The sequence below is a fragment of the Burkholderia cenocepacia genome, from assembly GCF_900446215.1.
Classification (GTDB): Bacteria; Pseudomonadota; Gammaproteobacteria; order Burkholderiales; family Burkholderiaceae; genus Burkholderia; species Burkholderia cenocepacia.
This window is the reverse complement of record NZ_UAQZ01000001.1, coordinates 1,066,183-1,078,700: the sequence shown is the minus strand read 5'-3', so window position 1 is coordinate 1,078,700 and position 12,518 is coordinate 1,066,183. Positions and strand designations below refer to the sequence as shown.

The window sequence follows — 12,518 nt, the reverse complement described above, 5'->3', positions numbered from 1 at the left end:
GGTTATTCCGCGACGCTCTGTGTACCGGCGCGGGCGATCTGCGCGTCCTGTTCGGACTTTACGCCAGACACACCGATCGCGCCTGCAATCCGGCCGCCGACCGTGACCGGCACGCCGCCTTCGAGCAAGCCCGTGAGCGGCGCGCTCAGAAACGCGGTGCGGCCACCGTTGATCATATCCTCATACGCCTTCGTCTCGCGACGGCCGAGCGCCGCCGCGCGGGCCTTGTCCTGCGCGAGGGTGCTGCTGGCCGGCGATGCGCCGTTCAGCCGAGCGAACGCGAGCAGGTGGCCGCCGTCGTCGACGACGGCGATCGACACGGCCCAGCCGTGGCGTTCCGCTTCCGCGCGCGCCGCGGCGAGCATGCGCTCGGCATCGGCCAGTTCGAGTTCGGGTTTCGTTTGCATGGGTTTCCTCCGGAAGCGGCGGTCAGGTGACCAGCCGGTTGTCGACGAGCTCGATCCAGTGGCGCACGGGCGTGCGGCCCGCGCCGTTCAGATGAGTCTGGCAGCCGACGTTGGCGGTGACAATCAGGTCCGGCTGCGCCGCTTCGAGCGCATCGAGCTTGTTGTCGCGTAGTGTCGTCGCGAGGTCGGGTTGCGTCAGCGCATACGTGCCGGCCGAGCCGCAGCACAGATGGCCGTCGGCGACATTCGTCAGATCGAAGCCCAGCCGCGTCAGGATGCGCTCGACCGCACCGCCGAGGCGCTGCGCGTGCTGCAGCGTGCACGGGCAATGGACCGCGACGCGCCGTGGCGTCGCATCGGCGAGTGCGTCGAGCGGCTCGGCCGCGATCACTTCGGCCAGATCGCGCGCGAGCGCGCTGACGCGCCGCGCCTTCTCCGCATAGACGGGGTCGGAGCGCAGCAGGTCGCCGTATTCCTTCACGAACGCGCCGCAGCCGCTCGCGGTCAGCACGATCGCCTCCGCACCGGCCTCGATCGCGGGCCACCATGCGTCGATGTTGCGGCGCGCGCGCTGAAGGCCCGCATCCTGCGCGTTCAGGTGATATTCGGTCGCGCCGCAGCAGCCGGCTTCGCGCGCGGGGCTCACGCTGATGCCGAGCCCGTCGAGCACGCGCGCGGCGGCCGCATTGGTGTTCGGCGACAGCGACGGCTGCACGCAGCCCTCGAGCATCAGCACGCGCCGTGCATGACGCACGGCCGGGCGCGGCGCGGCGGCGGGCACGGCGGCCGGGATCTTGTCCCGCAGCGTGCCGGGCAGCAGCGGGCGCAGCGCGCGGCCGGCCTTCAGCAGCGCGGCGAACGTGGCCGGGCGCGGCACCACGTGACGCAACCCGGCGCGCAGCAGGCGTTCGCGCGCCGGCCGTTGCACGCGCTTTTCGGCTTCCGCGCGACCGATGTCGAGCAGCGTGTGATAGCGCACGCCGGACGGGCAGGTCGTCTCGCAGTTGCGGCACGTCAGGCAGCGGTCGAGATGCCGTTGCGTGCGTTCGCCGCACGGCTCGCCTTCGAGCAACTGCTTGATCAGGTAGATGCGGCCGCGCGGCCCGTCGAGCTCGTTGCCGAGCACCTGATAGGTCGGGCAGGTCGCATTGCAGAAGCCGCAGTGCACGCACGCGCGCAGGATCGCTTCCGCTTCGTCGGCCCGGGCGAGGGCCTTGCTTGCTTCGCTGAGATTGGTTTGCATCGGCGGGTCGGGATCGGGTTCGCGTCAGAAGTCGGCGTAGAGCCGGCCGGGATTGAAGATCGCGTGCGGGTCGAGCTGCGCCTTGAGCTGCCGGTGCACGCGCAGCAGCGCGGGCGGCAGCGGCTGGAACGGCTCAGGTGTCGCGCCCGGCGTGTAGCAGGTCGCGTGGCCGCCCCATTGCGCGGCCAGGCGCTGCACGTCGGCCGGCGCCGCGTCGGTTTTCAGCCAGCGCTGCGCGCCGCCCCAGTCGACGAGCTGCGCGCCCGGCCACGCGTCGAGCGGCGCGGCAGCCGGCACCGACACGCGCCACAGCGGGCGCGGGTCGTCGAAGAACGGCAGCGCGAGATCGCGCAGCCGCGCCCAGAATGCGTCGCCGCGGTCGTCCATCCGGTCGCCGCCGATCATGTCGCGCGCGGCCTTCACCGAGCCGTCGCCGCCTTCGATCCGCACGCGCAGCACGCCGTTCGCGTGGCACGCACCCGCGAGCGGCAGCCCCGCGCGACGCCACGCGGCGACGCGCTGCACGGCTTCGCTTGCCGCGAGCGTCAACGCGAGATCGCACGTCGCGCGCGGCTTCGGCAGCACCTTCAGCGACACTTCGGTCACGACGCCGAGGCAACCGAAACTGCCGGCCAGCAGGCGCGATACGTCGTAGCCCGCGACGTTCTTCATCACTTCGCCGCCGAAGCGCAGATGCTTCGCGTGGCCGGTGATCACGCGGCAGCCGAGCACGAAGTCCCGCACCGCGCCGGCCCACGGACGACGCGGGCCCGACAGCGCCGCCGCGAACATGCCGCCGACGGTGGCCGCGCCGCCGAACGACGGCGGCTCGCACGGCAGCATCTGGCCGGCCGCGTCGAGCATCGCGTCCAGATCGGCGAGCGGCGTGCCCGCGCGCGCGGTGATCACGAGTTCGGTCGGGTCGTACGACACGATGCCGCGATGCGTGCGCACGTCGAGCGTGCGGCCTTCGACCGGGCGGCCGACGAACGCCTTCGTGCCGGCGCCGCGGATGCGCAGCGGCTGGCGATCGCGGATCGCCGCGTCGACCTGCGCGACGAGCGCCGCGCTGTCGTCGATGGATTCGATGTCGCGTCGCATCAGAAGCGCTCCAGTTCGGGAAACGGCAGCTTGCCGTGATGGACGTGCATTGCGCCGAATTCGGCGCAGCGGTGCAGCGTCGGGATGTTCTTGCCGGGATTGAGCAGCCCCTGGGGGTCGAATGCGGCCTTCACCGCGTGGAAGAACGTGATTTCGTCGGCGTTGAACTGCACGCACATCTGGTTGATCTTCTCGCGCCCGACACCGTGCTCGCCGGTGATGCTGCCGCCCGCCGCGACGCACAGCTCGAGGATCTTGCCGCCGAGCGCTTCCGCGCGGTCGAGCTCGCCGGGCCGGTTCGCATCGAACAGGATCAGCGGGTGCATGTTGCCGTCGCCCGCGTGGAACACGTTCGCGACCGGCAGCCGGTATTCGGCGGACAGCGCGGCGATCCCTTCGAGCACGCGCGGCAGCTCGCGGCGCGGGATCGTGCCGTCCATGCAGTAGTAGTCGGGCGACATCCGGCCGACCGCCGGGAACGCGTTCTTGCGGCCGGCCCAGAAGCGCTGGCGCTCGGCTTCGTCGCGCGCGACGCGAATCTCGCTTGCGCCCGCGTCGCGCAGCAGCGCGGCGACGCGTTCGGCATCCTCGTCGACGTCGCTGGCCGCGCCGTCGAGCTCGCACAGCAGGATCGCCTGCGCGTCGACCGGATAGCCCGCGTGGATGAAGTCCTCGGCCGCGCGGATCGCGAGGTTGTCCATCATCTCGAGGCCGCCGGGGATCACGCCCGCGCCGATGATCCGCGCGACCGCGGCGCCCGCCTCGGCGACGTCGTCGAAGCTCGCCATCAGCACCTTCACGCTCGGCGGCTTCGGCAACAGCTTCACCGTCACCTCGGTGACGATGCCGAGCATCCCTTCGGAGCCGGTGAACAGCGCGAGCAGGTCGAAGCCCGGTGCATCGAGCGCGTCGGCGCCGAGCGTGAGCGTGTCGCCGTCGATCGTCAGGATCTCGACCTTCAGGATGTTGTGCACCGTGAGCCCGTATTTCAGGCAGTGGACGCCGCCCGCGTTCTCGGCGACGTTGCCGCCGATCGAGCACGCGATCTGCGACGACGGATCGGGCGCGTAGTAGAGGCCGTGCGGCGCGGCGGCCTGCGAGATCGCGAGATTGCGCACGCCGGGTTGCACGCGCGCGATGCCGGCATCGGGGTCGATGTCGAGGATCCGGTTGAACTTCGCCATCACCAGCAGGATGCCTTTTTCGAGCGGCATCGCGCCGCCCGACAATCCGGTGCCCGCGCCGCGCGCGACGACCGGTACGCCGTGCGCGGCCGCGACGCGCAACACCGCGCGCACCTGGTCGACCGTGTCGGGTAGCACGACCGCGAGCGGCACCGTGCGGTACGCGGCCAGCCCGTCGCATTCGAACGGCTTGAGCGCCTCGCGTTCGTGCAGCACGTCGAGGCCGGGCGCCGCCGCGTGCAGCGCGGCGACGAGGGTGGCGCGGTCGACGGTCGCCAGCGGCCCGTCGATCCGTTCGTCGTAGATGAAACTCATTGGTTCGTCTCCACCATGCGGGCGGCCGCGCGAGGCGCGACACGCCGGAAGGACAGGATTCTTGGCGGCCCGCGCGGGCATGTCCAGACGTCGCGAAGGTGGTCATACCAGTTTTTGATACGCGATCGATTCTGCGTTCTTGAAGGATCGGCAAAACGCAATGACAACAAGGCTTTGTGCGAAAATCGGCGTCATCTGTCCAAAGTGGTCATACCAGTATGGAAATGCAGGAGCGGGAAGGGCCGGCGCGACGCGTGGCCGACGTCGTCGCCGAGCGGATCGAGCAGTTGATCGTCGACGGCGTGCTGAAGGCCGGGCAGGCGCTGCCGTCGGAGCGGCGGCTGACCGAGAAGCTCGGCGTGTCGCGCACGGCCGTGCGCGAAGGCATGAAGCTGCTGCACGCGCGCGGGATCATCGATACGACGCACGGCAAGGGTTCGTTCGTCGCGAGCCTGACCCCGCAGCGTGCGATCACGCCGATGATGCATCTGCTCGGCTCGCAGCCGCGTACGCTGTACGACCTGTTCGAGGTGCGCGGAATGCTCGAGGCCGAGGCCGCGCGGCTCGCGGCGCTGCGCGGCACGCCGGCCGATTTCATCCTGATCCGGCGCCGCTACGAGGAAATGACGGCGGCCGACGCGCAGGATCTCGATCCCGCCGCGCGCGCGAAACTCGACCACGCGTTTCATCTTGCGATCTGCGAGGCGTCGCACAACCCCGTGCTCGTCAATACGCTGCAGTCGCTGACCGACCTGCTGCTCAGCTCGGTGTTCGCGTCGGTGAACAACCTCTATCACCGCGAACCGCTGAAAAAGCAGATCGACCGTCAGCACGCGCGGCTCTACAACGCGGTCACGGGGCGGCTGCCCGACCAGGCGCGCAAGGCCGCGAGCGAACATATCCGTCAGTGCGTAGACTATCTGCGCGAGATCGAGCAGGAGGAGCAGCGGCTCGTGCGTTCGACGTTGCGGCTCGAAGGGTGGACGTGAACGGGCGGTGGCTCGCCTGCACGTTGATGTAAATCACGCCTGGTGCGCTGACGCTGCGGCCTCACGATCGAATATGTCACAATGTGATCTATTCGGTGCGCGGCTTGGCATCGCTCGTGCACGTGGATGCAACACGTACGGCGTACCGTCGAGCGTGATACGCCACCGATCCCGCTTCTGACAGGAGGATGCTGCATGTCGATTCCGACGCGTGGCGACGGGCACGACGCCCGCGCCATCCAGATCCTGCATCGCCCCGTCTGCGACCTGCTCGGCTGTACCTGGCCGATCGTGCTCGCGGGCATGGGCGGTGTCGCGCGCGCGGAGCTCGCGAGCGCCGTGAGCGCGGCCGGCGGGTTCGGCTTTCTCGGCATGGTGCGCGAGCCGGTTGCGCTGATCCGCAGCGAAGTGCAGCGAGTGCGCGCGGCGACCGAGCGCCCGTTCGGCATCAATCTGATTCCCGCGTCGACGCCGCCCGATCTGCTCGATGCCCAGCTCGACGCATGCGTCGAGCTGCGCGTGCCCGTCGTCGCGCTGTTCTGGGACGTGATGCCGGCCGTCGTGCGGCGCCTGCGCGACGCGGGCGTGTGCGTGGTGCATCAGGTCGGCTCGCTCGACGATGCGCGCGCGGCCGAAGCGGCCGGGGCGCAGGCATTGATCGTGCAGGGGCGCGAGGCGGGCGGCCATGTCCGCGGCGACCGGCCGCTTGCCGCGTTGCTGCCCGACGTGATCGGTGCCGCGAACGTGCCGGTACTCGCGGCGGGCGGGATCGTCGACGGTGCGGGCGTGGCGGCCGCGATGGCGCTCGGCGCGCAGGGCGCGGTGATGGGCACGGCCTTCATCGCGACCCACGAATCGTTCGCGCATGCGTATCACAAGCAGCGCATCGTCGAGGCGCACGAAGGCGACACGCTGCTGACCGACATCTTCCACATCAACTGGCCCCGCGGCGCGAGGGTGCGCGTGCTGCCGTCGAGCGTGACGCGCGGCGAACGCGGCGATCCGTTCGGCGACGCGCGGACCGTGATCGGCGACGAGGAAGGGCGGCCGATCTATCTGTTCAGCACCGATTCGCCGCTGCGCACGATGACCGGCGATGTCGAGGCGATGGCGCTGTATGCGGGCACGGGCGCGGGGCGGATCGAGGCGGTCGAGATGGCCGGCGACGTGTTGCAGCGGATCGTCGCCGGCGCGGCCGCGATACTCGACAAAGGCGGCACGGGGACGCCGGCCGGCGCCGTCGACGAGCGCGAACACGAGCGCCGCGCCGCGTTGCTGGCTACGCTCGATGAATTGCTGGAAGCCGAGCGCGCGGGTGCGCGCGTCGCGTCCGAGACGGCGACCGAGGTGACCGACGATCCCGAGCTGCATCGGCTGATCGCCCGTATCCGCCAGGACGAGGCGCACTGGTGCAGCGTGCTCGTCGACGCGATCCGGTCGCTCGACGCGGTGCCGACGCGCGCGACCGGCGCGTTCTACGAGAAGGCGATGGCGATCGACGATCTGGCGGAGCGGATGGCGTTCCTGAATCGCGGCCAACGCTGGGTCGTGCGCAAGCTGCAGACCTTGCTGCCGACGCTCGCCGATCCGGACATTCACCATGCGCTGTCGTTGATGCTGGTCGCGCACGAGAAGAATATCGGGGCGGTGGACGTGCGGCTGCGCGGCGGCGCGGGCGGGGCGCAACCGGCGCGGTAACCGCTAGAATTGCGGTTTTCGCCCGGAATACGTCCATGTCTTTTGCCTCGCTTGGCCTGATCGAGCCGTTGCTGCATAACCTGCAGGGCCTCAATTACCAGACACCCACGCCGGTGCAGGCCAAGGCGATTCCTGCCGTGCTCGGCGGCAAGGACGTGATGGCCGCGGCCCAGACCGGCACCGGCAAGACGGCCGGCTTTGCGCTGCCGCTGTTGCAACGGCTGGTGCAACACGGCCCGGCGGTATCCAGCAACCGCGCGCGCGTGCTGGTGCTGGTGCCCACGCGCGAACTGGCCGAACAGGTGCTGCAAAGCTTCGTCGAATACGGCAAGGGCCTCGATCTGCGGTTTCTGGCCGCCTACGGCGGGGTGAGCATCAATCCTCAGATGATGAAGCTGCGCAAGGGCGTCGACGTGCTCGTGGCGACGCCGGGCCGCTTGCTCGACCTCAATCGCCAGAACGCGGTGCAGTTCGATCAGGTGCAGACGCTGGTGCTCGACGAAGCCGACCGCATGCTCGATCTCGGCTTCGCGCGCGAACTCGACGCGGTCTTTGCCGCGTTGCCCGCCAAGCGCCAGACATTGCTGTTCTCCGCCACGTTCTCCGACGAGATCCGCACGATGGCGGCGGGCATTCTGCGCAACCCGGTCGATATCAGCGTCAGCGCGCCCAACGCCACGGCCAGCAAGATCAAGCAGTGGGTGGTGACGGTCGACAAGCGGAACAAGCCGGGCCTGTTCATGCATCTGGTGGCGCAAAACAAGTGGGAGCACGCGCTGGTGTTCGTCAAGACCCGCAATGGCGTCGATTATCTGGCGGTGATGCTGGAGAAAGCCGGCTATGCGGTCGACACGATCCACGGCGACAAGCCGCAACCCGCGCGTTTGCGGGCGCTGGAGCGTTTCAAGGCGGGCGAAGTGCAGATGCTGGTCGCCACCGATGTGGCGGCGCGCGGACTGGATATCGACGATCTGCCGCTCGTGATCAACGTCGATCTGCCGATCGTCGCGCAAGACTATGTGCACCGTATCGGCCGCACCGGCCGCGCGGGCGCCAGCGGCGTGGCGGTATCCCTCGTATGCGCCGATGAAGCGCCGCAACTGGCGGCGATCGAAGCGCTGATCCGGCAGACGCTGCGGCGCGAAGAAGAGCCGGGTTTCGAGGCCGAACATCGCGTGCCGGAAACCAGCGCGACGGGCCAGATCATCAAGAAACCGAAAAAGCCGAAGAAGCCCAAGGTGCCGCAAGCCGCGCCGGTCGCGAGGCAAACGCCGGGCAAGAAGCCGCATACGCCGAGCAACGACGGCAGGCGCAAGCCGGGGGCGCAGCATGCGACGGCCGCTGGTGCCGGTAAAGGTCCGGACTACACCATCGGCAGCCCGTTCAGCGTGCAGAAGCCGCGCAGCAAGCCAGCCGGGAAGGCGGGGGCGGCGAAGCCCGCCGGGAAATCCGCCGGTGGGCGCGGCAAACCGGGCAAACCGTCCAGGTAGGCCGAATCTTCCTGTCCGGGGTGCCGAGACGATTGAATCGTCCGATGCAGTGGACGAATACGGGTGGCTGGAAGCAGCGCGGCCGGTTTTCTCGTTGCCGACCTGAAACCGGCCGCGACCCGGCCTTCCCGGCGTGACCGACGATGTGCGATGACTGAAGTGAGAGAGGGAATGACGACGACATTCGACGAGGCGACAACGGCGGCGATCGCCGCGTTTGCCCAACTGGATTTGTACACGGCCGTGCAAGCGATGCGCGCCGAGGCCGATTATGACCACGAGCGGGACCAGTGGATCACGCGCTATATCGACGAGCACGGCGGCGGCGTGGACGATGCCGAGTACGACGCCTTGCATGCGCAGGCGCAGGCAACGCCGGAATACGCGCACTTCATCGATGGGGTTCGCCAAGAAATCCTCGAATACTTCGGCGTGACCGACGATCAACTGGACTGCATGATCGTGCTGCGCGAGGACGACAGCGATGCGCTGTGGGCGGAGGTCAACCGCCAGCGGAGCGCGCTGGGAACCGGTGAAGTGCGCGGCGATCTCTGACAGGCCCGTCATTCGCCGGTACTGTGGGTGGGTCATTCGAGCATGTCGATTCCACCCGGGTATCGGATGCTCGCCTATCGGTCTTCTCGCGCAAGTCGCAGCAAGACGTCGGCGAGGGCCCGAATTTTCGGTTGTGCCGCACGTTGGGGCGGATAGACGAGGAAGTACGAAAGGCCGTCTCGAGCCACGTCCTCGAACGGCGTCACCAGCGATCCGGCGCGGAGCCGGTCTCTTGCCATTCGCGGGTCGCCGATTGCAACGCCGTGTCCTTCCATCGATGCCGCGAGCGTCAATTCGAGGGTATCGAATACGAGTCCGCGTCCCGCATCGACCTGGCGTGCCCCGACATGATCGAGCCAGCACCTCCATTCCGCGTGGCTGGGCCCGGGATGGAGCAATTCGACCTGCGCAAGGTCGGCAACGGATCGCAGTGAGGCTGCCAAGGCGGGCGCGCACATCGGCGTGAGCATCTCGGCAAACAGCGGGATCGCCTCCATACCGGTCCATTGCCCCGTGCCGCGCACGACGACGGCATCGACGTCGGACGTCGTGAAATCCGGCGTGTCGTCCGCGGATGTCGAGATACGAAGCTCCGTTCCGCTCATCGCGCGCTGGATGTCCGGCAGCCGCGGGAGCAGCCAGCGAACGGCGAACGTGGAAGGCAACTTCAACGTGAGCACCGAGGTCGCCCGTGCATGGACGTCCGCGTGCCGAACCAATTGCGTGAGCACGTTGACCGCGACCGTCAGCAGTGCATTCCCTTCCGCCGTCAACGTCAGCCCCGATACGTGGCGCACGAAGAGTGCGCATCGGTAATGCGTTTCCAGCTGCTGTATCTGGCGGCTGACCGCACCTTGCGTCCGGCATAGGTGGTCCGCCGCCTTGCTGACGCTGCCCAGCTGCGCCGCGGCGACGAACGACTGAATCGCCGCCAACGGCGGGAGCGGCCGCGTCAGGTCGGCCAGCGGATATGCATGCGCCGCATACCCGGATTGCAAATTTTTCGATTGTTCGGTCATCGGGGCGTCGCTATCGTGCGTCTACCGGATGCCCTGTTCTTGCGAGTGAACGGGGTCGTCAACGAATGATCGGAGGATAGTCTTGGGCTCAACGTCGGGATCACTATATACGCAACAGGTTCGCGCCTACCTTCGGGAACTGGAGCGAGGCGATGTCGGCGCCATCTGCGCGCTATTTACGCCGGACGCGCGGATTTTCTCGCCATTTCTCGGCTGGATGCAGCCTGAGCCCTTCCTTTCGAAGGTCGCTGCCGCGTCGGGAGAAAGCAGGATTACGCCGATCGATATCTGCGTCAGCACGAGTGGCGCTCGCCGTGCGACCGGTTACTTCATCTACGACTGGGGCCTGAAAGACGGCTCGGCGGCGCGCTTCGAGTGCGTCGACGTATTCGAGTTCGACGTCGCGGGGCTCATCGAACGAATGATCATCGTCTACGACACCCATCCGATTCGCAGTACGGTCGGCGACAAGTACGCGTAGCCGAATCGATGTCGAGCAAAGTCGCGCCCAGACGTCCAGGCGCGTCGAAACCGGCAGTCAGCTGCGCGTTTAATCGGTTGGCGGCATTGGAGCCTGGATGGCGGGCCAAGATCGCCAACCGACATCGCCCCAATCTGCAAAGCATGAAAAAAGCCCGCCGAAGCGGGCAACCTCACGATGCGGAGGGGGAGATTCGAAACGCGAGCGGCGCGCGTTCAGCCTTTCGTCGCGCCGAACGTGAGCCCCGCGACGAAATGCTTCTGCATTGCGAAGAACATCGCGACCGACGGCAGCGCGGCGAGAATCGACCCGGCCGAGACGAGGTTCCACGAAGTCGTCCATTGACCTTTCAGCGCGGCGACGCCCGCCGTGATCGGCGCCGCCTCGTCGCCTTGCGTAAGGCACAGCGCCCAGAAGTAATCGTTCCACACGAACGTGAACACGAGAATCGCGAGCGCGGCCAGCGCCGGCCGGATCAGCGGCAGCACGATCCGCCAGAACACCGTCCATTCGCCCGCGCCTTCGATGCGCGCCGCCTCGATCAGCTCGAACGGCAGCTGCTTGATGAAGTTGCGCAGGAACAGCGTGCAGAACCCCGTCTGAAATGCGACGTGGAACAGGATCAGCGCTTCGACGGTATTGAACACGCCGAGCCGCAGCGACAGGTCGCGCACCGGAATCATCAGCACCTGCACCGGCACGAAGTTGCCGGCGACGAACGTGCCGAACAGCGCGGTATTGCCGCGAAACCGGTAGGTCGCGAGCGCGAAGCCGGCCATCGCCGCGAGCGCGATCGAGCCGATGACCGACGGCACGGTGATCTGCACGCTGTTCCAGAAGTAATGCAGCATCGGCGACGTGGTCAACGCATCGCGATAGTTCTCGATCATCGCGAAGCGGCGCGGCCAGCCCCAGTAGTGACCTTCGACGAGTTCCTCCGTCGAGCGCACCGACGTGACGAACACCGCGATCATCGGCAGCAGCCAGATCACGAGCGCGACGGGCAGCGACAGCTTGTACAGCCGGCGCGATACCGGCTTCCAGTGGGCAACGGGTGTCGGAAACATGATGAGTGGGCTCCCGAAAGGTCACTGCTCGTTGCGCAGCATGCGGCGCAACTGGAACACGATGTAGACGAGCATGATCGCGAACAGCACGACCGCGATCGACGCGGAATAGCCGAGCCGGTAGTACTTGATCGCCTGGTCGTACATGTAATACGCAAGCACGGTCGAGCTTTCGAACGGGCCGCCGCCCGTCATCACCGAGATCAGGTCGAAGCTGCGCAGCGCGCCGATCACGGTGACGACGATCGCCATGAAGGTGGTCGGCCGCAGTTGCGGCAGCACGACGTGCCACAGCAGCGCGAAGCCGCGCGCGCCTTCCATCCGCGCGGCTTCGATCTGTTCCGGGCTGATCGACGTGAGGCCGGTCAGGTACAGGATCATGCAGTACGCCGTCTGCGGCCACAGCGCCGCGAACACCACGCCGAGCGTCGCATAGCGTGCGTCGCCGAGCACCGGGATGCCGTGCCCGGCGATGAGCGCGAGCAGCCCGAAAGTCGGATCGTAGAACCACGAGAAGATCAGCCCGACGACCACGCCCGACAGCACGAACGGCGCGAAGAACAGCGACTTCACGAGCCGGATGCCGCCGACCGCCTGGTTCAGGTACAGCGCGAGCGCGAGGCCGAGCGGCGGTGCGAGCATGAACAGCACGAGCCAGATCACGTTGTTGCGCAGCGCGGTGTAGAACGTCGGCGCCTGCAGCAGCTCAGCATAGTTCGCGAGCCCGACGAAGGTGCGCTCGGTCATCCCGTCCCAGTTGTACAGGCTCAGCCACAACGTCGACAGGATCGGCCAGATCACATAAATGGCAACCATTGCGCAGGCCGGCGCGAGAAACAGCCACGCGGCGCGCCGTTGCCGCCGCACGGCGGGCGACGGCCGGCGCGCGGGCAACGCGGTGGTGGACGGGCCGCGCGGCGGCGGTGCGGTGCCGGCGGGCGGGGTGGACGTGATCGGACTGGACACGGC

The 12,518-nt window shown here is 67.9% G+C and carries 12 protein-coding genes; 5 read left to right on the top strand and 7 right to left on the bottom strand.

Translation table 11 applies throughout. The features are described from left to right. Positions 1 to 2 precede the first annotated feature (2 nt). From DTA15_RS05040 to glcD, 4 genes are read right to left on the bottom strand one after another with little or no spacing between them, the layout of a single operon-like run. Complete coding sequence (locus tag DTA15_RS05040; RefSeq protein ID WP_006481612.1) at positions 3 to 407, bottom strand: GlcG/HbpS family heme-binding protein; 405 nt, start codon at positions 405 to 407, stop codon at positions 3 to 5. 22 nt (positions 408 to 429) lie between these two features. Beyond that, positions 430 to 1,650, bottom strand: a complete 1,221-nt coding sequence (glcF, locus tag DTA15_RS05035) for a glycolate oxidase subunit GlcF (protein WP_012493650.1) — start codon at positions 1,648 to 1,650, stop codon at positions 430 to 432. Positions 1,651 to 1,674: 24 nt separating this feature from the next. Continuing rightward, positions 1,675 to 2,751, bottom strand: a complete 1,077-nt coding sequence (gene glcE / locus DTA15_RS05030; protein WP_006493970.1) for a glycolate oxidase subunit GlcE — start codon at positions 2,749 to 2,751, stop codon at positions 1,675 to 1,677. Next, positions 2,751 to 4,250, bottom strand: coding sequence for a glycolate oxidase subunit GlcD (gene glcD / locus DTA15_RS05025; protein ID WP_006483541.1), 1,500 nt, complete (start codon positions 4,248 to 4,250; stop codon positions 2,751 to 2,753). Before glcD ends, glcE begins: the two co-directional genes overlap by 1 nt. Positions 4,251 to 4,468: 218 nt before the next feature. Here glcD and glcC point away from each other — a divergent pair, with 218 nt between their 5' ends. From glcC to DTA15_RS05005, 4 genes are all read left to right on the top strand, one after another. After that, entirely contained in the window at positions 4,469 to 5,239 is a 771-nt protein-coding gene (gene glcC / locus DTA15_RS05020) for a transcriptional regulator GlcC (RefSeq protein WP_006483542.1), read from the top strand. 195 nt (positions 5,240 to 5,434) lie between these two features. Further along, positions 5,435 to 6,937 (top strand): nitronate monooxygenase, encoded by a 1,503-nt coding sequence (locus DTA15_RS05015; RefSeq protein WP_006493975.1) that lies wholly within the window; start codon positions 5,435 to 5,437, stop codon positions 6,935 to 6,937. 35 nt (positions 6,938 to 6,972) lie between these two features. Beyond that, positions 6,973 to 8,427, top strand: a complete 1,455-nt coding sequence (locus DTA15_RS05010) for a DEAD/DEAH box helicase (RefSeq protein ID WP_006482687.1) — start codon at positions 6,973 to 6,975, stop codon at positions 8,425 to 8,427. A gap of 171 nt (positions 8,428 to 8,598) precedes the next feature. Next, the gene (locus tag DTA15_RS05005; RefSeq protein ID WP_006493972.1) at positions 8,599 to 8,982 is read left to right on the top strand and encodes a hypothetical protein; all 384 of its coding nucleotides are present in this window, start codon (positions 8,599 to 8,601) and stop codon (positions 8,980 to 8,982) included. Between the two features lie 74 nt (positions 8,983 to 9,056). On the opposite strand, the gene DTA15_RS05000 is transcribed toward DTA15_RS05005, so the two are convergent. Further along, entirely contained in the window at positions 9,057 to 10,001 is a 945-nt protein-coding gene (locus DTA15_RS05000) for a LysR substrate-binding domain-containing protein (RefSeq protein WP_006482684.1), read from the bottom strand. An 82-nt stretch (positions 10,002 to 10,083) separates the two neighbouring features. Between DTA15_RS05000 and DTA15_RS04995 the strand changes: the two genes are divergently transcribed. After that, on the top strand, positions 10,084 to 10,482 hold the full coding sequence (locus tag DTA15_RS04995; protein WP_171984363.1) for a nuclear transport factor 2 family protein: 399 nt from the start codon (positions 10,084 to 10,086) through the stop codon (positions 10,480 to 10,482). A gap of 215 nt (positions 10,483 to 10,697) precedes the next feature. Here DTA15_RS04995 and DTA15_RS04990 read toward each other — a convergent pair whose 3' ends face one another. Beyond that, a complete protein-coding gene (locus DTA15_RS04990; RefSeq protein ID WP_006482683.1) occupies positions 10,698 to 11,549 on the bottom strand; it encodes a carbohydrate ABC transporter permease in 852 nt (283 codons plus the stop codon). A 21-nt stretch (positions 11,550 to 11,570) separates the two neighbouring features. Continuing rightward, positions 11,571 to 12,515 (bottom strand): carbohydrate ABC transporter permease, encoded by a 945-nt coding sequence (locus DTA15_RS04985; RefSeq protein ID WP_020979520.1) that lies wholly within the window; start codon positions 12,513 to 12,515, stop codon positions 11,571 to 11,573. Between the last annotated feature and the right edge of the window lie 3 nt (positions 12,516 to 12,518).

What these genes read in the sequence shown, in the direction of transcription:
- DTA15_RS05000 (WP_006482684.1), bottom strand. Translation starts at nt 10,001, where the DNA reads ATGACCGAACAATCGAAAAATTTGCAATCCGGGTATGCGGCGCATGCA.
- glcE (WP_006493970.1), bottom strand. Translation starts at nt 2,751, where the DNA reads ATGCGACGCGACATCGAATCCATCGACGACAGCGCGGCGCTCGTCGCG.
- DTA15_RS05005 (WP_006493972.1), top strand. Translation starts at nt 8,599, where the DNA reads ATGACGACGACATTCGACGAGGCGACAACGGCGGCGATCGCCGCGTTT.
- glcD (WP_006483541.1), bottom strand. Translation starts at nt 4,250, where the DNA reads ATGAGTTTCATCTACGACGAACGGATCGACGGGCCGCTGGCGACCGTC.
- DTA15_RS05010 (WP_006482687.1), top strand. Translation starts at nt 6,973, where the DNA reads ATGTCTTTTGCCTCGCTTGGCCTGATCGAGCCGTTGCTGCATAACCTG.
- glcF (WP_012493650.1), bottom strand. Translation starts at nt 1,650, where the DNA reads ATGCAAACCAATCTCAGCGAAGCAAGCAAGGCCCTCGCCCGGGCCGAC.
- DTA15_RS04990 (WP_006482683.1), bottom strand. Translation starts at nt 11,549, where the DNA reads ATGTTTCCGACACCCGTTGCCCACTGGAAGCCGGTATCGCGCCGGCTG.
- glcC (WP_006483542.1), top strand. Translation starts at nt 4,469, where the DNA reads ATGGAAATGCAGGAGCGGGAAGGGCCGGCGCGACGCGTGGCCGACGTC.
- DTA15_RS05040 (WP_006481612.1), bottom strand. Translation starts at nt 407, where the DNA reads ATGCAAACGAAACCCGAACTCGAACTGGCCGATGCCGAGCGCATGCTC.
- DTA15_RS05015 (WP_006493975.1), top strand. Translation starts at nt 5,435, where the DNA reads ATGTCGATTCCGACGCGTGGCGACGGGCACGACGCCCGCGCCATCCAG.